The following is an 18,240-nucleotide window of genomic DNA, read 5'->3' as shown; positions in this document are numbered from 1 at the left end:
ATAATTATTATCTATTATTATTACTTGGTACTAATTTTAATGTATTGTAATTTTTTTTGCAAGTTACAGGCTGATAATCTTACCTAGCTTTTAAATGATGGTTCGTAGGGAGGTTTCTTTTATTCTTACTACTTGTTCACAGCATTAGCGAAAATTAGCTTATCGTCCATTCTTTATAACATCAAACGCTTTGACTATTTTTCTATCGTTTAATGGTGTAACATGAAGGCTTGTACAAAATAGAAGTTTATGCGAAAAGCTTTAATTTGCTGCATACTTGTTCAGTCAAGCGTAAAACTTATAGTACCTTATATTCAGTTTAAAAAGGGAGAGAGGAAACTTTCAATACCGAATAGTAATCGATATGAAATAACAAGACTACATTACCTTTCAGGGAGTAAACCCGTATTTGTATAATGTTCCATTGCTTGGTTCATCTCATATTGATAAGAGTGGGGAACTTGGTCATTAAAAGGCGCTAAAGAAATAACACCATCTTGAAAATCAAAGCTTTTTAACTGTCCGGCTAAATTACGATCATTTACATGTTCCACTGCATATTCATACAGTTTCTCTACATGGTGGACAGTCGAAGTTAAAACTGTATGCTCTGCTAACTCTGCTTGATTAGTCCTATACCCAATGGCATAAACCTCATCTCTTTTTGCTTGCTTAATAATCTCTTCACTAAAAGCATCACCTATTGGATAAAATACATCTACGCCGGTTGATTTCATTTGTTGGTAAATCCCTTGTGCCGTTTGCACCTCATTCCAGTCATTTAAAAAAGCTAATTCTATTTCCGCTTTCGGGTTTACATTTTTAACGCCCTCAAAGAAGCCTTCAATCTCTGGCTGCCATTCATTAGTGGCAATGATGCCCACTTTATTTACAGCTGTCATTTTACCAGATAACATACCAGCAAAATATCCAGCCGCATACGTATCAAATGTAAAACTAGTTACATTTTTTGCAACATAAGAACCATTAAAATAAACAAACTGTATATGAGAATAATTCTCAGCAACGTCTGTAAAGTGTTTTCCATAAAAAGAACTATGGCCAAATATAAAATTTACTCCTTGATTGGAAAATTCCTCTATCGCTTCAATAATTTCCTTCTCAGTTGCAACATTTTCTTTATAATAAACATCCATTCCGTACTTTTCTCCTAATGAAACAAGTCCTTGGTACCCTTTTTCATTCCATATGTGATCAGAGATGTTTCCGTTTAATAACATACCCACACTCTGTATTCGCTGTTCTGTTTGCATGGGGCTACTACAGCTACCTAGTATCATTAACATGCTAATAATTGCAAAGACATTCCGCAATAGAAACACCTCCTACTCTATTTCCGTATAAGACAACTGTCTTTTTTATACTATGGGAAAGTTTAAAGGTTTATAGTATAAGAAAAACGACAGCTTCCACGATAAAGATTTGGCGTTAAGCCAAGTTTTCATAAAATCACTTTCACAAATACGTGTACTTAAAAGGGTAGCTCACCTAGCGCAGGCTATGGCACAAAAATTCAACCACACGTACTCAAACATTTACTGTTCGCTTACAAGGCCGTTAATCTACATCCTTTTGATCAGAACATCTTCCCTAATCGTTGATTTCGAAAGTGTTGAATGACCTGATTAACTGTCGCCTCTTTAGGTCTATTGTCCTTAATATCTATATAATTATCAAGTTTTATTTTGTTTACGTTTTGCTTCTCTTCACCTACCTCGTACATTTCTAACCATTTAAGAAAAACGTCTATAAAATCATGAATATATATGGCATGTTGAAGAAAATAATCCGATGAAAAAGGAACAAATTCTCCTTGAAAATACATACCATTCTCTGACATAGGCATCCATTCACCGAATAAAAGAGGTAATTCAATAATTACGCCATTTAGGCTTGTAAATGGATGTACTGTACTTGGATGTGCTAGTGTTACACATAATTCCGCAGAAATATTGACATCTTCTTGAATGGAACCAATACAAATGAATTGTTCATATATTTCGTTTGTATCACCTGAATAAAAGGAAAAATTACTATTTCTCCCAAAAAAAAGAGACAGAGAATCATCTTTTTTACAGTCTACAATCCCCTCTACTTTCAAGCCTTGTTCCAATAATTGATTCGTGATATGAAAACCAATCCAATGATTACAATTTGCAACCACCGTAACCAAAGACACCACTCCTGTTCGTAATTTTTTCATAATACGGTATGCAGTGAATCTTCAAGCAAAGAGCCCTACGCAACATTTGAGCGGTTGGTTAGCAAGGGCATACTTCAAGTTCCTTGCGCAAATAATACATTTAAGCCCTTTTATCTCTGAGGGAACTTCTCTATCATATGTCTTCCTGATTTACATTAGCTTTCTTTCAGATTACATTACTGGATATAGAACAAGTCTTTATGTTTCCATCATATTCCTATGGAGAATAAGACTCTTCCATTCGTTACATTTATGTTATGATTTTCAGTAAATGCAAGTTATACTTTTTTTTTCATCTTTGTTTTGGTAAACTAGAAAGAGATATTCTAATAAAAGTTACTGTAAAAAACGAGGTGTTATCATGCGATACATTGTTACACTTTTCTGGTCATGTTTAATCGGCGCAGTAGTTTCCTATGTTTTATCAAGTATGGGAAGTGAACCATTCAACTTAACAGCAACCATCGGATTATCAGTCGTCTTTTTTGTGATGGTATCCGTACTAGGTGACGGTATTTTAAAAGAAGATAACTAAGTCAATTTATAATGACACTGCAACCGTGTGGAAGCCCACACCGTTGCTTTAGTTTATTCTCCATACATAGCTAGTTTCAGGATCGTACGTTCATACCGTACCCACAGTTGCCTAATTGAAGAAAAGGGAAAGCCCTTGCCTCCTTTTAACGTATAAGGCAAGGGTTTTTTCTTGCTTCAATTAATACCATGGTAAAATGCTGAGTGCAGCTAAAGCAGTTAGTGGTAAAATAAGCCTTCGAAAACGGTTAGGAGGGTACCCATATCCTCCGTAACCATAACCAGGCCCTCCGTATCCTGGATAGCCATAACCAAATTGTCTGTGATGTTGGCTATGCCCTTGCTGCATATGTGAGTGATGTTGTTCATGCGCTTCTATTGGTACTGCTAAATATACAGATTCATGATCCAAACCTGTTATTATCCCGTCAACGCTAGAACCATCTACTAACTCAATAAGCACATAAGCATGCATATGATCCTTACAAACATCGTATATATGTTGATGACCGTGACTCATATTATCTGCCTCCTCACCACTCAGCCTATTCATTTGCCCATAGGTTGGTGACTTGTATAGTGCGAAAATCTACTATTGCAGTAAATAGTTAAAAACGCTGTTTTATCGCAAGGCTCTTAGGTTTCTTAAAAGTATATGCATGTAAGTCATCCTTCTTAAATTTTGTTTTTTATAATACAACTAAAGAGCTTACAAAATTGTAAGCTTCTGTAAGGTAAATAAATACCTTGATTTTCCATTTCAGTTTAATCTTACAATAGAGAGATATTGGAGAGGATTTTTTCATGGACGCTATATCTAGCTTAAGTATCATTTTAAAATATTTACTACTCGGTTTATTTCAAGGTTTCACGGAACCAATACCTATTTCATCAAGCGGGCATTTGGTTATGCTTCGTGATCTCCTTCATTTACAAGTCGAATTAACAGGATTGTCATTTGAAATTTTAGTGAATTTTGGGTCACTAATCGCTGTGCTGGTCGTTTTCCGTGAAGATTTAATTCGGTTAACAAAAAATGGGCTTCGATTTATTTTACAAAAAGATAGAGATAATGAAGCAACGGCTGACTTTCAATTTATCGTATTTCTAATTGTAGCAACCATTCCTACGGGAGTTTTAGGCTTCTTATTAAACGACTATATAAGTGACATCAAAGCAGTTACTGTCGGATACACCTTGCTGATTACTGGGGCAGCTTTATGGATAATTCGTAATCTTCACGGGAAGAAAAATGACGGAGATTTAACGATAAAAGACGTACTTATTGTCGGTGCAGCGCAAGCCGTCTCATTAGTTCCTGGAATTAGCCGTTCAGGTGCTACCATTGTTGCTGCCATGCTTGTCGGCATGAAGCGGGAAACAGCTTTTCGTTTTTCTTTTTTACTTTATATTCCCGTTAGCCTTGGTGTTACGATTTTAGGAATAAGTGATATTGTCAAAGATGAAAGGTTTAATGAATTAATGATCCCTTATGCTATTGCCTTTTTAGCTTCCATTATTGCTACATATTTTGCCCTTAAATGGTTCGCTAACATCATGGCTAAAGGCAACCTAAAGTATTTTAGTTTTTATTGTTTCATAGTTGGGATCCTAGCAATTATTATCTTTACACGATAAAACCAATGGATTCCATGGAATAAAAAAAGCAGTTGTCTATTACAGGCAACTGCTTTTGATTCATTTTCTAAGGTAATAAATTAATCTGGAATACCTAGTGCAATTTTAGCATAACGTGACATTCTTTCCTTGCCCCATGGAGGGTTCCATACAATGCTAACTTCCGTTTCTTTCACTTCTGGAATATCAGATAATGCGTGTTTGACGTCTTGCTCAATATGTCCAGCAAGCGGACATCCCATAGAAGTTAGTGTCATTGTAACCTTACATATCCCCTCTTCATCTAATTCTACATCATATACTAAACCTAAATTAACAATATCTATGCCTAATTCAGGATCAATAACATTTTCTAATGCACCAAAAAGATTCTCCTTTAATGCCTCATCCATACAATTTCCCTCCTCCAATATGTTATTACTATTTAAACATATTTTTGTTTATATTTAAAGAAAACAACGCTTGTTACAAACAGTTTGAAAACGGTTTGAATGAATTCCTATGCTTGTAAGCTTGGATATTTATGTGTAGTAGCGTATAACTTGATTATAAATGATTTACAAACCACTTTACCGTTTCAAGTGTGGCAAATCTCCCTACTTTATGACCACGATTTGCTTCTCCTAGAAAAACAATATCTTTAGAGTTAGCATAAGTTGGTGCTACTTGTTTATAAAAAGAGTATGCATGATTAAACGGTACAATCTCATCTGCTTCCCCATGCCAGATAAACAACGGGCGTTCATTTAACTTCTCTGGTTGCTGAGACAAATCATACTTAGCTAACCGATCCAACAAGTTCGTAATTTCTTTTTGTTCTACAGGCAGATCGCCCGTTTTTTTAAACGCATCAATAATTTCCTGTGCAAAGGTTGTAATCTTCGGTGTACCCATTAAGATAGCAGCTGCTTTAACCCATTCATATTGGGTAATTGCAGCAGAAGTAGTTATCCCTCCCATGCTTGTTCCCGCTACGCCAAAGCGATCATCTAATAATAATCCAGCTTCATCCACATAATCCTTTATATATTGTAATTCAGTTACATTTTGCACTACAATATCCCAAAAGGATAGTTGTCTTTTCTCCACATGAATGCCATTTTCACGGTTGCCATGATACTTACTATCTGGCAAGATAACCCGGTATCCTTTTTGAGCAAGTAAAAATGCTAGCGGCAAATTATGCTCTTTTGCGCTGGTAAACCCGTGGAAATAAGTAACTACGGGCAAAGCGACGCCATTTTTTTCTGCATCCACTATAATTAAGCTTGGAATGGTATCAATTTTTTCTTCATATATTCCGATCATGCTACACTGTCCCCTTATGTACGTATTCGTATATTTTTCATTCTACTATCACAAAGAATGCCTATCAACTTTTTCATCATCGACACCGTTCATCCTATATCTGAAAAACCTACATTATTATTGGATATTTGATTTTAATTATAAAGCTTCTTTCCTCCCCATTAATTGTTCGGATCGCCGAATAAGCCATCTAAATATATTTTGTTTTTTCAATCTAACAGCAATTTATGTGCAGGATACAGCAGGGTAAGTAGATGTTAGTACAAGTTTTACTTTACATTCCTTCGTTTCGACTATACACTATGAACAGATGAGGTGATTGTAAATATGCAAACAAACAGACACTTAATAGCATTAGATCTTGATGGAACACTGTTAACCGATAAAAAAGAAATAAGCCCTAAAACAAAACAAGTAGTTTTAAAAGCAATGGACGAAGGTCATATCGTTGTTATTGCAACAGGCAGACCACATCGGGCAAGTATTGGTTATTATAAAAATTTAGGGTTAACTACTCCGATGGTAAATTTTAATGGTGCACTTATTCACCATCCAAATGATAAGAAATGGGATGCTCTGCACAGTCCGATGTCTATACGAACAGCTCATAAAATTATCGGAACGTGTTATGAGCTAAATGTACGAAATATTTTGGCTGAAGTTATGGATGATGTGTATTTAGATCAATATGATCAAGCCATTATTGATATATTTCATATGTCAAAAAATGACCCCCCTTTTACAATAGGGAGTCTGAGAAATAAATTAACAGAAGACCCTACTTCCATCTTAATTCATCCGAAAGATGAACATATTTCCACATTACGAAAACATCTTGATGACTTTCATGCTGACCTTATTGAACACCGTAATTGGGGAGCACCTTGGAACATTATTGAAATTGTTCGCAAAGGAATGAATAAGGCTGTTGGTTTACAGAAGATTGCTCATTATTTCCATATCCCCGCGAATCGCATTATCGCTTTTGGTGACGAAGATAATGATTTAGAAATGATTGATTACGCAGGGGTAGGTGTAGCTATGGGCAATGCAATTGATGAATTAAAATCCATAAGTAAATACGTGACAGATTCTAATGAAGAAAACGGAATAGCAAATTTCTTACAAACCTATTTAAAAATAGGCTGAAAATCTATTTTCTTATGGTGTTGTTATTCTTTTACAGTCGCGCTTTTACTGCTAAAAAAATATCTTATCACCACTAAAATTCAATTATTTCCATTTATAATTATGGATAAAAAGATCACACTAAGGGTGAGCACAATTCATGTGTTCACCTTTTTTGCTTTCGAATAACAGGAGACCTGATTAAAACGCCTAGGATAACTTCGATCATGATTTTTCAAAAAGTGTGCATATGCACAAGGGAGGAAATATCGTGAGTAAAGCAAGTAAATCAAAGCGTTTTGCCCAACAGAGCGCAGATTCTGTGAAAAAGCATGCTGAACGCTTCCCTTATCGAAGCAGATTCTCTGAGGTGCAAAGAAAACAAGATGAGGCTGATAACCATACAGTAGGAGGGTTTTAGGTTGGAAAACAATCAAAATAATTTATTTCAACAAGCAAGAAATGCTGTGATGAACTTTATGAGTCAGCAAAACAATGCTTCTAATGCAGAAGATAAACAAGCTGCACAAACTGCTATTCAAGCTGCTTATCAGGAGGCTACACCTGAAGAAAAACAGCAATTACAGCAATTGGAAAATCAATTAAGGCAACATAATCAAATACAGTAACCTCTGCAATTAGTAACTTGTATTTGATTAACCCTTACCCCTCTAGAAAGTCCCTTAACAGGGACTTTCTTATGGATAAATTAAAACCCCTATTACGAATTCTAGCTTCGAAAACTTCCTAACATACATTGGTGTTACGAACGAAATGCTAAAAAGTACGCCTTTAACACATACGCTTAGCGACAAAATACTTTTTAATCCTTCTTATATCTGCTATTATTGAGAATAAGTATGATTTAGGAGGGATGTAATTTGAGTATTCGTGCTGAAGCCACCCCGAATCCAAATGCAATGAAATTTACTGCAGATAAACTAATATTTGAAGGAACAAACAGTATATCCGTAATGCCTGGAGATACGAGTGAATATGACATTTTAAATGATTTAATGCAAGTAGAAGGTGTAGATAATGTTTTTGGATATCAAAACTTTATTACCGTAAATAAGCAATTCGATACAGAATGGGATGATTTAATACCAAAGGTAACAGAAGTAATAGAAAAATATGGATTTTAAAAGGCCAGCATGCTTATTGCTTGGCCTTTTCTTACATTATAGGAAAGATAAAATGAGGTGCTTGTGTATAACGAAATAACTCAATAGCCACGTCCTGCTCCATCACCCAGCAACGAGACGACTTCACGAAATGGCCCTAAGCTAAGTCATCATCGGTTCGTCCCCAAGAGGAAGGCCGACTAAAAATGGGCCCCCCGCCCCTTTGTTCCGTAAAAAACCTTAGGTACACTCCCTTTTGGTTATTTGTTTTCAACATCTACAGGGAAATAATTCGGGTTTATTTTTTCACCATCATGATTCTTTCCATATATCACAATTACTGGAGGTTCCTCCGCATGCAATGTTTCCTCTGGCAGTTTAACCTCTACCATAAACTTCTCCCATTGCCCTTTCTTCTTCTCTAAAGGTAAAGCCGTTTCGTCACTAAGGGGCTCTCCTTCATGTTCCAATTGGTAAAATACATCCGTTTCATTCGCATGCGCTTCACCTTGTAAAACAGCTATTCCATCGGTCACTTCCATTTCCAAGTTTTCAAAACGGACGCCGTTTGTCTGTGCTTCTCGTGTTGAAGTGTCTTTGGCTGTGGGGTCGCCCTTTTCATTCTTCGTACTACATCCAAAAAGTACTAATGCTATAGCTATTAACAAGAAAACTTTTTTCCACATAGCTCCCGCTTCCTCTCTTCTTTAATCTCTGCGAAAAAAACCAAATATACCTGTCGTTTGAACGATATTTGTAAATGCGTTCGGATCTACTTCATTAATAATTCGCTCTAAATCATATAATTCATACCGAGTGATGACCAAATAAAGCATATCCTTATCTGTTTTTGTATAAGCTCCTTTAGCTGGAAGAATCGTAATACCACGTACCATAGTTTGGTGAATAGCAGCCTGCAGTTCGTCTGCTTTACGAGTAATGATCATAGCTGTAACCTTTTCATGACGTGTATGAAGAGCGTCAATTACACGTGTCGTTACGTATAAAGTAAGTAAGGTATACAAAGCATTTTCTGGTTCATATAAAATACCAGCGAATGCTATAATAATCGCATTTAACATTAAAAAATACGTACCTATCGGTTTATCTTTCATTCTCGATAAAACCATCGCCACAATGTCCATTCCTCCAGTGGAAGCACCGACTTTAAGTGTAATCCCTACACCAGTACCACCAACAACACCACCAAAGACAGCATTTAAAATAATGTCTTCTGATATTTGAACCATAGGAATAAATTCTAGAAAAAGAGTCGTGCAAAATACAGAAACGACACTATAAATCGTAAACCCTTTACCTACTTTAAGCCAACCCAATATAGCAACAGGGATATTAAATAGAGCTAATAAAATTCCCGTACTAATTCCGATGCCAACGAAATCATTAAAAACGCTAGATGCTAATTGAGCAGCACCAGTAAACCCACTAGCATACACATTTGCTTCAATTAAGAAAAAGTTCAGAGATATTGCATTAAGCAACGCTCCAAAAATGACTACTGCAATTCGTTTTGCTTCAAAAATGAACATAGAGGCCTCCTTCTTCGTTTACAGATAATTAGTCCGTCATCATACACACACCCAAACGCTAGATGTCATTAACTTTTTTATTTGAAAATTATTAAAATTAAACATTCCTTTTTTTTGACTAACTACATAAACAACTATAAACTAAAAGAAAGATTACTAAAAGGAATGTAGGTGAATAAACGATGGATATTAAAATCCTTGCCGATTCAGCTTGTGATTTAACAGCAGATTATTATAATAAATACGACATAGCATTTATACCATTAACCGTCCGGCTTGATGATAAGGATTACGAAGATGTCAAAACAATAGATCCTAAAACAGTTTACCACGCAATGCGTGATGGGAAAACCCCAAAAACATCGCAAGCTTCAGCTCAACGTTTTAAGTCTATTTTTACATCTCATGCTGAAGCAAATCAACCTTTAGTTTACCTTGCTTTTTCTTCTCAACTATCTGGTACATATCAAGCAGCAAAAATGATGGAACAAGAAGTAAAAGAAAGCTATCCCGATGCACCTATTCACGTAATTGATACGAAATGTGCTTCACTAGGGTATGGGCTTGTTGTACTTCATGCAGCAAAGCTTGCCAAGCAAGGAGCGGCGTTACAAAGAATCGTAGAATCAAGTAAGTCCTGCGCTCTTCATATGGAACACATCTTTACTGTTGATAACCTAGAATATCTATATCGAGGTGGCCGTGTAAGCAGAACAGCAGCGTTTGTTGGTTCTTTGTTAAAGATTAAACCAATTCTTCACGTAGAAGATGGCAAGTTAATTCCATTAGAAAAGATACGCGGTTCAAAAAAATTGTTCCTCCGTATGCTAGAAATCATGGAAGAACGCGGTGATGATTTATCAAACCAAACCATTGCAATTTCCCATGGCGATGACTTCGAGCGAGCAGAACAACTTGCTTCCATGATTAAGGAAAAATTTCACGTGAAAGATGTTATTATTGAGATGGTTGGTTCGGTTATAGGTGCGCATTCAGGGCCTGGAACGATTGCACTCTTCTTTTTAAATGATACCGATTTTGATCGCCCTGCATAAATGGAAGCACCAAGCAGAAAAGGGACTTTACATCCCTCTTCGCAAAGTAACAATACGAAGAGGGCAAAATCCCTTTGTGGAAATGTGCAAATAGAACCATCCATTGTTAATAAAATAATGTTCTTATTCGGGTTTCTTCAAATACAAGAAACCGTTGCCAAGGCTCGTCTGCTTTGCAGTCTCCTTCACCCCTCATTTTTCTTTTGTTTTCTAGATAACACCACGATACCAACGATAAATAATAAAAATATACCGATTATAAAACCAATAAACCACCAGTTAAGCCCTGTATCTTCTTCTACAGAGAATATTTCTACCATCTCTCTATCTAAACCCACCCGATATTCTCCGTTGCCATTAGCTCGAAAGGTTTGATCACTTAAATATCCTCGCAATTCTTTTCCTTCTTCTACATCTGAAATGGTAACAGAACGTGTCTTTACATCGTTATTAATAGCAATATACATCATTTGCCCATCATAAGTACGTTTAAACACACTCATTGCTCCATCTGTCCCTACCATTTCGTAGTTTCCTCTTCGTAAGGCAGGAAACTCTTGACGTAAGGAAGATATCCTATTAAAAAACTCCGTTAATTCTTTATCTCCACTGTTAAACTCTACCATCCGTTGTACTTCATCCAATGTGGAACCATACATCGGCAGATGGGAACCTTGATAGATCATTGGAACATCTGGCATAGAATATAAAAAGGTTAAAGCTAATTTCCAAGCTGTCAATGGATTTCTGCCATTCTCCGCTAAAGTTTGTGTAAAACGCTCCATGGATTGGTCATCCATAAATAGCATATCAACAGCGCTATCTTGCATTGTTGCTTCATATATATTTTCCGGTGAGACACCAGGTTTAGAAAAAACATCACGCATTGCTTGCTGTGCATTATGGTTCTCAACAGCATCAATATGTTGATTTTCCTGTAAAGTAGTTACATCAGATTTTCCCTCTAGTACATCTGCTAACAAATAAAAATTTTCATCAGATTGTTTTATTTCATTTGAAAGTAGAGTTAAAAACGATGGTGAGGCTTGGTCTGCAGCGTGTAATTGGAAACCGTCAACATCCGTTTCTTCTTTCCAATACTTTGCTACATTGACTAAATAATCTTGTACTGCTTCATTTTCTTGATTCAATGCAACAACATTTTCTCCCCAAGCTGTGTTTACTTGTGCATCTCGATCAATCCAATCCGCTTTAGATGGATTAGTAACAATCGGATGGCTTTTAGCAACATATTTCGTGACAAGCTCCAAAACAACTTTTATCTCTCTTTCATGAGCTTCATCAATTAACTTTTGCAAACTTTCCATATCACCAAATTGCTGTTCTACGTTATAAAAGTCTTCTATCCAATAACCATGATAACCGTCTGGTGCGTTTGCCATAATAGGTGACAGGATGATGGAAGTATACCCCAATTCCTCAAAAGTATCCAACCTATCTGTAATCCCTTCCAAATCACCACCATGATATGCTTTTGGATTATCAAGATCAATTTGTTTATCACGTTCAACATTTAAATTATTATAGCGGTCAACTAAGATACGATAAAAAACTTCATCTTGAATGCTTGTTTCATCAGCTTGAACCATAGTTGGTACATAAATAAAAAACATGAAACTAACTATTAAAAAAGCAATTACTTTCTTCATCACTTCTCTTTCCCCCGTCCATCTTTTTCTTGTCCGATTATTTTTTCACTGTTATCTATAATCCAGCCACACCAAGGAATAAGTAAAACGTGGCTTATCAACAAAACGTTATGACGAAAAATTATAGTTTCGCCTATTCTAAAGCCATTATAGTATAAAAAAGGCTGTCCTACGTACATAAGGACAACCTTTTATTTTTATTCATTCTTAACCTAATTGAATTCCCATAGGTAACCGAACGAATCCTAATACAAGCAGAATAATAAGCGCAATGACAAACTGTGTCCACAGTCCTTTTAATGGTTTCTCCTTTGGTAAGCGAACGAGTATCATTTCCATAATAGCAATCATCCATATACCCGCAACCCCTTTAACAATTGCTTCTGCCATTAACGATCCACCATTAAAGTAAGGGGTAATTAAGTCTCCTCCAGAATATAAGATAAGTAAATAATCCAAGCGCAAAATCATATGTACGATTTTCCCTGCTTTCGTATTACCTTTCTTATACATAGCATAAGAGATTGCTAATAAAATAAACCCTAATACCCATCCCGTTATATGCAAATGTGTCATGAAACAATCTACCTCCTATTTCCAATTCAACTAATGCTATCATATCATGATCCTAGTAACTTTTCATTTTTAACACTCTATCGTTTGGCAAATATGTAACAGCTACTCTATTATGATAGAAATTACTTTCTAATTAGGAAAGCTTTCCATCTATGAGCTAGGTTTAAATTTAATAGATTCATATTTTTTATAGCTGGCAGTTGCAATAAAAACTGTTATACTGTATTTGTAGATTATTTTTAAAATTCGGAGGGATCATATGGGACAAACAAGTCAACAAATTATTGATCAAACACAGGAGTACGGTGCTAAAAATTACCACCCTCTGCCTGTGGTCATCTCTAAGGCAGATGGAGTATGGGTAGAAGATCCTGAAGGAAACCGCTACATGGACATGCTCAGTGCTTATTCAGCTGTTAATCAGGGACATCGCCACCCACAAATTATTAAAGCACTAAAAGATCAAGCGGATCGTTTAACTTTAACATCCCGAGCGTTTCATAATGATCAGCTTGGGCCTTGGTTTGAAAAAATTTGTAAGCTTACGAATAAAGAAATGGTATTGCCGATGAATACAGGCGCAGAAGCAGTAGAAACGGCTATTAAAGCAGCTAGAAGGTGGGCTTATGACGTAAAAGGAGTGGCGGAAAACAAAGCTGAAATTATTGCTTGTGAAGGTAACTTCCACGGTCGAACAATGACCGCTGTCTCTTTATCATCTGAAGCCGAATACAAACGTGGCTTCGGACCAATGTTACCAGGTATTAAAATTATCCCTTACGGAGATGCAGAAGCTCTAAAGGCTGCAATCAATGAAAATACCGCAGGCTTTTTATTTGAACCAATTCAAGGAGAAGCTGGTATTGTCATCCCACCAGATGGTTTTTTACAAGAAGCATACCAGATTTGTAAAGAAAACAATGTACTATATATTGCGGACGAAATTCAGTCTGGACTAGCTCGCACAGGAAAAATGTTTGCATGTGACTGGGAGAATGTAACACCTGACGTACAAATTCTTGGAAAAGCCTTAGGTGGAGGCGTCTTTCCAATCTCATGTGTAGTTGCTAACAAAGATATTCTCGGTGTATTCAATCCTGGTTCTCACGGATCCACATTTGGAGGTAATCCACTAGCATGTGCTGTCTCTATTGCTGCATTAGATGTTTTAGAAGAAGAGAATTTAGCAGATCGCTCTTTAGAATTAGGAACGTACATGATGAATGAATTAAAGTCCATCCCTAATCCAAAAATAAAAGAAGTTCGTGGTAAAGGGTTGTTTATCGGCGTGGAGCTTACCGAACCAGCCCGTCCATATTGTGAAGCGTTAAAGGAAAAAGGACTGCTTTGTAAAGAAACACATGAAAACGTCATTCGATTTGCACCTCCATTAATTATTAAACAAGAAGATTTAAAATGGGCTGTTTCTCATATTAAAGAAGTATTAACACCATAAGAACAAATGCTCGGGGCGCCCGGTTAGCAACGTAGCGAGTGGAGCGAAGCAACGAAAGTTTTAGGAATCACGGTGAGGAACGAACCGATGATGACTTAGCTTAGGGCAATTTCGTGAAGTCGCCTAGTTGCTAGGCGCTGGAGCCGGACGTGGCTAAATAACTTAGTAAGTTTATCCACATATGTAAAATTTATATCCCAGACCATAAAAAAGCAGCTTGGCACTGTTCCAAGCTGCTTTTTCAGTGTTTGCATGATTTATTTGCCCATAAGTTGCATCTTTCCATAAGTAAGACTTCTCCATAACCACTCCAAAGGCCCATAACGGAACTTCCTTAACCATATACTACTATATATCATTTGCAAACCATAAATAATAATGGCTATACCTACACCTTGTAACGGGGAAGTTTGACCATACCAACCTAATCCAATCCCATAAAACAAGAGAACACAAAGGATAGACTGCATAATATAGTTGGTAAATGCCATTCTCCCAACATAGTTAAATGGTTGCATCAATTTAGCACCTAATTCTGTTTGTCCCAATAGTGTAATGGACAAAATATAAAACAGGGCAGAAAACAAGCCTCCAATACTATCTTGGGCAATTTCAAACCACAATGGGTTACCAAAGAAATATGGCCCTAATTTAAACACTAAAAACAAAATAAGCGAATACACCCATAACTTTTTTAGTAGTGATTTATGTTGCATTGGATGATGTAACCAACGTTTTCTTGCAAAATACATACCCACTAAAAATAACGGCAAGAGTAAAAAGGGAAGAAAGAAGAGACCTAATCCACTCCCAAACAGCCAATCTTGCGCATTTTGTGACCAAATAGTAGTAAAGGAGTTACTTTGATAATTTGCAATAATAGGTTCAACTGGCTTTAATGGCTCTTGTCCATACATAGCTATCCATGTTCTCGCCAAATAGGAAATAAATGTAATAAAGCCAACAAACCCTCCTAACAGCCCCACAGCCCAATAAATTAAAGTCCTCTCCTTTACTCTCAAAAATAACAATGCAAGTAAACCGACAAGAGCATAGGTAATTAAGATATCGCCATACCAAATTACAAATGCATGAATCACTCCAAATAATAATAAAAATAAAAGTCTTCGAGTTAGAAGCGGAACAGCTTCTAATTTTTTTAATTGGAGACGATCCGTCATTAATTGGAGGCCAAATCCAAATAAAAAAGAAAATAAACTGTAAAAGCTCGCTTGAAAAACGATATCAATAACAGCAAGCGTTACCTCATCTTCAGGATTATTCCAAACTAACCCTTCTCCTCTGTATGTAAAGTAAGGAGAGCTAAATGACAGCATATTAACAATTAGTATGCCAAAAATGGCAAATCCCCTTGCAGCATCTATCCAATGAAGTCTCTCTTTTGCTTGCACAGGTGAAGCTTGTTGATTCATAAACACATTCCTTTCCTTTGTTAGTTCAATCATTATTAGAAAAAACGATCATTCTTTATGGTAAAAAACACCTATAATACCTTAGGCTTTCCTAAAGTAAAAATTGCTTGTGGGCAAATCAGAAACAATTTTATGTATTCTTATCACAATAAGCCTTGAAATGGATTTACGAATGTTCCTTTTATTTAACTATAAGAAAAGAAACAACAAATCACAAGCTAAATTTTTAAACAAATGTAACATATTTCTTCTTTTAATTCCTCAACAATTTATTTTTTATACATAACTTAATAATAAGCGAAATTACCTAAAGTAAACTTCTCCTTATTGTTAGAAAAACTTAATTCATACTATAAAGCGAAAGTTGTACACTTTCCTATAGTGAAAAAAAGCTCCGTCTCGTTAAAGAGGAGGTATTGAAATGCCAGCGAAAGTAGGGGCAGTGAAAGTCGTTAACTTATCATCTTCCAGTATTTTTAATATTGGTGACGTTTACTCAATGTCTCCGAATAGTACTGCTAAAACATATGCTGGTGGAGGGTCATTTAATACCGGCAACGGAATTCGCGTAAACTTAGGAAATGCTAAAACGTATATATACGATTCAGATAAAGTAGATATGTCTTATAACTAAAAAAGGTAAACAGGAGTGAAGGAAATGCCTTTAACCGTGCATCAAACCATAAGTATTTATATGATTAAAGTTGGAGCTATTACGAATTCATCTGTTCTACAAATTGGTAGTACGGGAAGTATTCAATCCCAATCTGACATTTACAATACCGGTGGTTATACGGAACCTGCGCCAACAGCCGAAGTTATTCAAGAAGCAGTTCCATTGGTTCCTTTAGCTCCCTAAACTGCACACTTCTCGACTTTTTGCATATAGTAAACATAGGCATTCGTCTAGGTATGGCAGAGGAGGGAGTTCCATGAATCATTCAAACTGGTCCGCTTATATGTACGATATGCATGAATACATGAGACAACAGGAAGCGTTAATTGAACAATTAACATCACGAGTAAATGAATTAGAAGAAAAGCTACAGAACAAAAAATCTAACCATATCGAAAAAGTAGAATATCATTTTGACCAACTAAAAATTGAACAATTAGATGGAACGCTTCATATTGGTTTATCTCCACAAGATTTGGCTAATCTAGACGGTAGCTTTATTGATCAACCGAAACCTCCAAACTATCAAGCCCCTTTAAAACAAACGATACAAGCAGAATTAAATGATTATTTGCATCGAAACGGCACAAATATAATTAACCAAATGGCAGCAGAATATAATGTAAGTATGGATGACGGTTATCCTCCCATTTTGATTCAAGATATGATCAAACAGTTACCAGGACGAATTGCCTTTTACGAAAACGAAGCATATAACGAAAAAAACTTACAAACAAGAGATGACATCCATCGATTTATATCCGACAACGTAAAAAATGAAATTAAACAGTCATTACGAAAATATATGGATACCCAAAGATCTAAAGGAGAATAGCTATGAATATGGAAGTTCATAATTGGGGGTTAAATATTGGTAATGTTCAAGTTGACAACGTATCCTCATCATCTGTGTTTCTAATTGGGGACAATGAGCAATTTCTTCTTTCATCCTTTTTCGATACACCACCCGAAGCATTTACTTTAGGAAATATTGTACCATTAGCACTTACGTAAAGGGGGGTAAAATGAAAAAAAGAACATCCATTGTTGATAATTTGTTTACTAACTCTGTATCCACAAGTAGTATACTTTCCATTGGGGATACAGAAAATGCTGCGTTAAAATTTAAAGGGCTTGCTATTCAAAAACAAAACCCTGTTTTTTCTAAACGTGATGAAGAAACATTCAATTACCCACTATTTAAGCGAGATACGAATTGGCCAGAACCTAAAATGCTCGTAAACAAATTAACGACCCACCACAAAGGGAGCATTCATGTGGCGAATGTTGCAAGTATCGGCGTAAGTAGTTCTTCATTACTCCAAATTGGTAATTTAACAAGAGTCTATGCAGAGTCCCGTGTGAAGCATTTCCGTAAGCTACAAGATACAAGTGAATCTTTTGAATGAAAATTGTGGATTTAGCTACTGTTATCTCCCGTTTAGATTTATCAAGGCAAAATCTTTCCATTCTTGAAGGAGACTTACAGCATCTTATATCCGAAATAAAACCATACGCACCAATAGTCAATACATTCATACGCTATAGAAACGAATTCTTTCAAAAGGTGGTTTCCTATGCCTTCTATTGTTGGTCCGATTAAAATTGTTAGTGTGAGTGGTGGGGTCGTAAATTTTGGTGATTCCTTTTATATTGCTCCAAAAGAATCTACAAAAACAAATGCTGGTTCTGGTTCCTTAAACACTGGAGATTTCACATGCACAAATAATGGTGTAAGTTCAACCAATCCATTTGACCCAGATATAAACGACCAAAATTTAACTGCAAATGCTTAAACAATATGCCGTGGATGTAGCAAACTCCACGGCATACTCTTTCATCGCCCACGGGTCATTTTAGTACTAATC

The 18,240-nt window shown here is 36.1% G+C and carries 24 protein-coding genes; 14 read left to right on the top strand and 10 right to left on the bottom strand.

The features are described from left to right. Positions 1-383: 383 nt before the first annotated feature. Both HLX49_RS07770 and HLX49_RS07765 read right to left on the bottom strand, forming a co-directional pair. Positions 384-1,343: a BMP family ABC transporter substrate-binding protein gene (locus HLX49_RS07770; protein WP_414930301.1), complete on the bottom strand. Its 960-nt coding sequence runs from the start codon at positions 1,341-1,343 to the stop codon at positions 384-386. A gap of 254 nt (positions 1,344-1,597) precedes the next feature. Next, positions 1,598-2,224 carry a hypothetical protein gene (locus HLX49_RS07765; RefSeq protein ID WP_296361125.1) on the bottom strand — a complete coding sequence of 209 codons (627 nt, stop codon included), beginning with the start codon at positions 2,222-2,224 and terminating at the stop codon, positions 1,598-1,600. A gap of 361 nt (positions 2,225-2,585) precedes the next feature. Between HLX49_RS07765 and HLX49_RS07760 the strand changes: the two genes are divergently transcribed. Next, positions 2,586-2,759, top strand: coding sequence for a DUF2929 family protein (locus tag HLX49_RS07760; RefSeq protein ID WP_073006176.1), 174 nt, complete (start codon positions 2,586-2,588; stop codon positions 2,757-2,759). 180 nt (positions 2,760-2,939) lie between these two features. Here the strand turns inward: HLX49_RS07760 and HLX49_RS07755 are convergent, their stop codons facing one another. Further along, positions 2,940-3,278 carry a hypothetical protein gene (locus tag HLX49_RS07755; RefSeq protein ID WP_077703089.1) on the bottom strand — a complete coding sequence of 113 codons (339 nt, stop codon included), beginning with the start codon at positions 3,276-3,278 and terminating at the stop codon, positions 2,940-2,942. Positions 3,279-3,571: 293 nt separating this feature from the next. On the opposite strand from HLX49_RS07755, the gene HLX49_RS07750 reads away from it, so the two are divergent. Continuing rightward, positions 3,572-4,396: an undecaprenyl-diphosphate phosphatase gene (locus tag HLX49_RS07750; RefSeq protein WP_414930302.1), complete on the top strand. Its 825-nt coding sequence runs from the start codon at positions 3,572-3,574 to the stop codon at positions 4,394-4,396. Positions 4,397-4,476: 80 nt separating this feature from the next. Here HLX49_RS07750 and HLX49_RS07745 read toward each other — a convergent pair whose 3' ends face one another. Next, complete coding sequence (locus HLX49_RS07745) at positions 4,477-4,788, bottom strand: metal-sulfur cluster assembly factor (RefSeq protein WP_073006171.1); 312 nt, start codon at positions 4,786-4,788, stop codon at positions 4,477-4,479. A gap of 154 nt (positions 4,789-4,942) precedes the next feature. Continuing rightward, positions 4,943-5,704: a prolyl oligopeptidase family serine peptidase gene (locus tag HLX49_RS07740; RefSeq protein ID WP_101933691.1), complete on the bottom strand. Its 762-nt coding sequence runs from the start codon at positions 5,702-5,704 to the stop codon at positions 4,943-4,945. A gap of 327 nt (positions 5,705-6,031) precedes the next feature. Here HLX49_RS07740 and HLX49_RS07735 point away from each other — a divergent pair, with 327 nt between their 5' ends. The 4 genes from HLX49_RS07735 to HLX49_RS07720 all read left to right on the top strand — a co-directional run bounded on the left by HLX49_RS07735 (position 6,032) and on the right by HLX49_RS07720 (position 7,977). Then, the gene (locus tag HLX49_RS07735; RefSeq protein WP_296361124.1) at positions 6,032-6,853 is read left to right on the top strand and encodes a Cof-type HAD-IIB family hydrolase; all 822 of its coding nucleotides are present in this window, start codon (positions 6,032-6,034) and stop codon (positions 6,851-6,853) included. Positions 6,854-7,103: 250 nt separating this feature from the next. Continuing rightward, positions 7,104-7,253: a hypothetical protein gene (locus HLX49_RS07730; protein ID WP_162985778.1), complete on the top strand. Its 150-nt coding sequence runs from the start codon at positions 7,104-7,106 to the stop codon at positions 7,251-7,253. A gap of 1 nt (position 7,254) precedes the next feature. Further along, positions 7,255-7,461, top strand: coding sequence for a DUF3813 family protein (locus tag HLX49_RS07725; protein ID WP_077703085.1), 207 nt, complete (start codon positions 7,255-7,257; stop codon positions 7,459-7,461). Positions 7,462-7,713: 252 nt separating this feature from the next. After that, positions 7,714-7,977, top strand: a complete 264-nt coding sequence (locus tag HLX49_RS07720; RefSeq protein ID WP_077703084.1) for a NifU N-terminal domain-containing protein — start codon at positions 7,714-7,716, stop codon at positions 7,975-7,977. 239 nt (positions 7,978-8,216) lie between these two features. Here the strand turns inward: HLX49_RS07720 and HLX49_RS07715 are convergent, their stop codons facing one another. After that, the gene (locus HLX49_RS07715) at positions 8,217-8,642 is read right to left on the bottom strand and encodes a hypothetical protein (RefSeq protein WP_101933690.1); all 426 of its coding nucleotides are present in this window, start codon (positions 8,640-8,642) and stop codon (positions 8,217-8,219) included. 21 nt (positions 8,643-8,663) lie between these two features. Beyond that, a complete protein-coding gene (locus HLX49_RS07710) occupies positions 8,664-9,506 on the bottom strand; it encodes a YitT family protein (RefSeq protein ID WP_077703082.1) in 843 nt (280 codons plus the stop codon). A gap of 182 nt (positions 9,507-9,688) precedes the next feature. Between HLX49_RS07710 and HLX49_RS07705 the strand changes: the two genes are divergently transcribed. Next, positions 9,689-10,561 (top strand): DegV family protein, encoded by an 873-nt coding sequence (locus tag HLX49_RS07705; protein ID WP_077703081.1) that lies wholly within the window; start codon positions 9,689-9,691, stop codon positions 10,559-10,561. A gap of 185 nt (positions 10,562-10,746) precedes the next feature. On the opposite strand, the gene HLX49_RS07700 is transcribed toward HLX49_RS07705, so the two are convergent. Next, complete coding sequence (locus tag HLX49_RS07700) at positions 10,747-12,231, bottom strand: alpha-amylase family glycosyl hydrolase (protein ID WP_296361127.1); 1,485 nt, start codon at positions 12,229-12,231, stop codon at positions 10,747-10,749. A 207-nt stretch (positions 12,232-12,438) separates the two neighbouring features. Next, complete coding sequence (locus tag HLX49_RS07695) at positions 12,439-12,807, bottom strand: YisL family protein (RefSeq protein ID WP_077703078.1); 369 nt, start codon at positions 12,805-12,807, stop codon at positions 12,439-12,441. A 259-nt stretch (positions 12,808-13,066) separates the two neighbouring features. Here HLX49_RS07695 and HLX49_RS07690 point away from each other — a divergent pair, with 259 nt between their 5' ends. After that, positions 13,067-14,263, top strand: coding sequence for an ornithine--oxo-acid transaminase (locus HLX49_RS07690; RefSeq protein WP_077703077.1), 1,197 nt, complete (start codon positions 13,067-13,069; stop codon positions 14,261-14,263). A 257-nt stretch (positions 14,264-14,520) separates the two neighbouring features. Here the strand turns inward: HLX49_RS07690 and HLX49_RS07685 are convergent, their stop codons facing one another. Beyond that, the gene (locus HLX49_RS07685) at positions 14,521-15,729 is read right to left on the bottom strand and encodes a DUF418 domain-containing protein (protein ID WP_254843952.1); all 1,209 of its coding nucleotides are present in this window, start codon (positions 15,727-15,729) and stop codon (positions 14,521-14,523) included. 388 nt (positions 15,730-16,117) lie between these two features. Between HLX49_RS07685 and HLX49_RS07680 the strand changes: the two genes are divergently transcribed. From HLX49_RS07680 to HLX49_RS07655, 6 genes are all read left to right on the top strand, one after another. Next, positions 16,118-16,330 carry a spore germination protein gene (locus HLX49_RS07680; RefSeq protein ID WP_077703076.1) on the top strand — a complete coding sequence of 71 codons (213 nt, stop codon included), beginning with the start codon at positions 16,118-16,120 and terminating at the stop codon, positions 16,328-16,330. Positions 16,331-16,354: 24 nt separating this feature from the next. Beyond that, positions 16,355-16,555 carry a spore germination protein GerPB gene (locus tag HLX49_RS07675; protein ID WP_077703075.1) on the top strand — a complete coding sequence of 67 codons (201 nt, stop codon included), beginning with the start codon at positions 16,355-16,357 and terminating at the stop codon, positions 16,553-16,555. Positions 16,556-16,628: 73 nt separating this feature from the next. Continuing rightward, entirely contained in the window at positions 16,629-17,207 is a 579-nt protein-coding gene (gene gerPC, locus HLX49_RS07670) for a spore germination protein GerPC (RefSeq protein ID WP_077703074.1), read from the top strand. Between the two features lie 2 nt (positions 17,208-17,209). Then, positions 17,210-17,386, top strand: coding sequence for a spore gernimation protein GerPD (locus HLX49_RS07665; RefSeq protein ID WP_073006137.1), 177 nt, complete (start codon positions 17,210-17,212; stop codon positions 17,384-17,386). Positions 17,387-17,397: 11 nt separating this feature from the next. Then, on the top strand, positions 17,398-17,781 hold the full coding sequence (locus HLX49_RS07660) for a spore germination protein GerPE (RefSeq protein WP_077703073.1): 384 nt from the start codon (positions 17,398-17,400) through the stop codon (positions 17,779-17,781). A 168-nt stretch (positions 17,782-17,949) separates the two neighbouring features. Next, positions 17,950-18,168, top strand: a complete 219-nt coding sequence (locus HLX49_RS07655; protein ID WP_077703072.1) for a spore germination protein — start codon at positions 17,950-17,952, stop codon at positions 18,166-18,168. Positions 18,169-18,240: the final 72 nt, after the last annotated feature.

Source organism: Virgibacillus sp., from assembly GCF_013393565.1.
Taxonomy (GTDB): Bacteria; Bacillota; Bacilli; order Bacillales; family Amphibacillaceae; genus Virgibacillus; species Virgibacillus dokdonensis.
The sequence above is the reverse complement of the archived record's forward strand: the minus strand, read 5'-3'. Positions and strand labels throughout refer to the sequence as shown.

Bases quoted from the DNA above. Each gene is read 5' to 3' on its own strand.
- HLX49_RS07765 (WP_296361125.1), bottom strand. From the start codon at position 2,224: ATGAAAAAATTACGAACAGGAGTGGTGTCTTTGGTTACGGTGGTTGCA.
- HLX49_RS07760 (WP_073006176.1), top strand. From the start codon at position 2,586: ATGCGATACATTGTTACACTTTTCTGGTCATGTTTAATCGGCGCAGTA.
- HLX49_RS07755 (WP_077703089.1), bottom strand. From the start codon at position 3,278: ATGAGTCACGGTCATCAACATATATACGATGTTTGTAAGGATCATATG.
- HLX49_RS07745 (WP_073006171.1), bottom strand. From the start codon at position 4,788: ATGGATGAGGCATTAAAGGAGAATCTTTTTGGTGCATTAGAAAATGTT.
- HLX49_RS07740 (WP_101933691.1), bottom strand. From the start codon at position 5,704: ATGATCGGAATATATGAAGAAAAAATTGATACCATTCCAAGCTTAATT.
- HLX49_RS07735 (WP_296361124.1), top strand. From the start codon at position 6,032: ATGCAAACAAACAGACACTTAATAGCATTAGATCTTGATGGAACACTG.
- HLX49_RS07715 (WP_101933690.1), bottom strand. From the start codon at position 8,642: ATGTGGAAAAAAGTTTTCTTGTTAATAGCTATAGCATTAGTACTTTTT.
- HLX49_RS07710 (WP_077703082.1), bottom strand. From the start codon at position 9,506: ATGTTCATTTTTGAAGCAAAACGAATTGCAGTAGTCATTTTTGGAGCG.
- HLX49_RS07705 (WP_077703081.1), top strand. From the start codon at position 9,689: ATGGATATTAAAATCCTTGCCGATTCAGCTTGTGATTTAACAGCAGAT.
- HLX49_RS07700 (WP_296361127.1), bottom strand. From the start codon at position 12,231: ATGAAGAAAGTAATTGCTTTTTTAATAGTTAGTTTCATGTTTTTTATT.
- HLX49_RS07695 (WP_077703078.1), bottom strand. From the start codon at position 12,807: ATGACACATTTGCATATAACGGGATGGGTATTAGGGTTTATTTTATTA.
- HLX49_RS07690 (WP_077703077.1), top strand. From the start codon at position 13,067: ATGGGACAAACAAGTCAACAAATTATTGATCAAACACAGGAGTACGGT.
- HLX49_RS07685 (WP_254843952.1), bottom strand. From the start codon at position 15,729: ATGATTGAACTAACAAAGGAAAGGAATGTGTTTATGAATCAACAAGCT.
- HLX49_RS07680 (WP_077703076.1), top strand. From the start codon at position 16,118: ATGCCAGCGAAAGTAGGGGCAGTGAAAGTCGTTAACTTATCATCTTCC.
- HLX49_RS07675 (WP_077703075.1), top strand. From the start codon at position 16,355: ATGCCTTTAACCGTGCATCAAACCATAAGTATTTATATGATTAAAGTT.
- gerPC (WP_077703074.1), top strand. From the start codon at position 16,629: ATGAATCATTCAAACTGGTCCGCTTATATGTACGATATGCATGAATAC.
- HLX49_RS07665 (WP_073006137.1), top strand. From the start codon at position 17,210: ATGAATATGGAAGTTCATAATTGGGGGTTAAATATTGGTAATGTTCAA.
- HLX49_RS07660 (WP_077703073.1), top strand. From the start codon at position 17,398: ATGAAAAAAAGAACATCCATTGTTGATAATTTGTTTACTAACTCTGTA.
- HLX49_RS07655 (WP_077703072.1), top strand. From the start codon at position 17,950: ATGCCTTCTATTGTTGGTCCGATTAAAATTGTTAGTGTGAGTGGTGGG.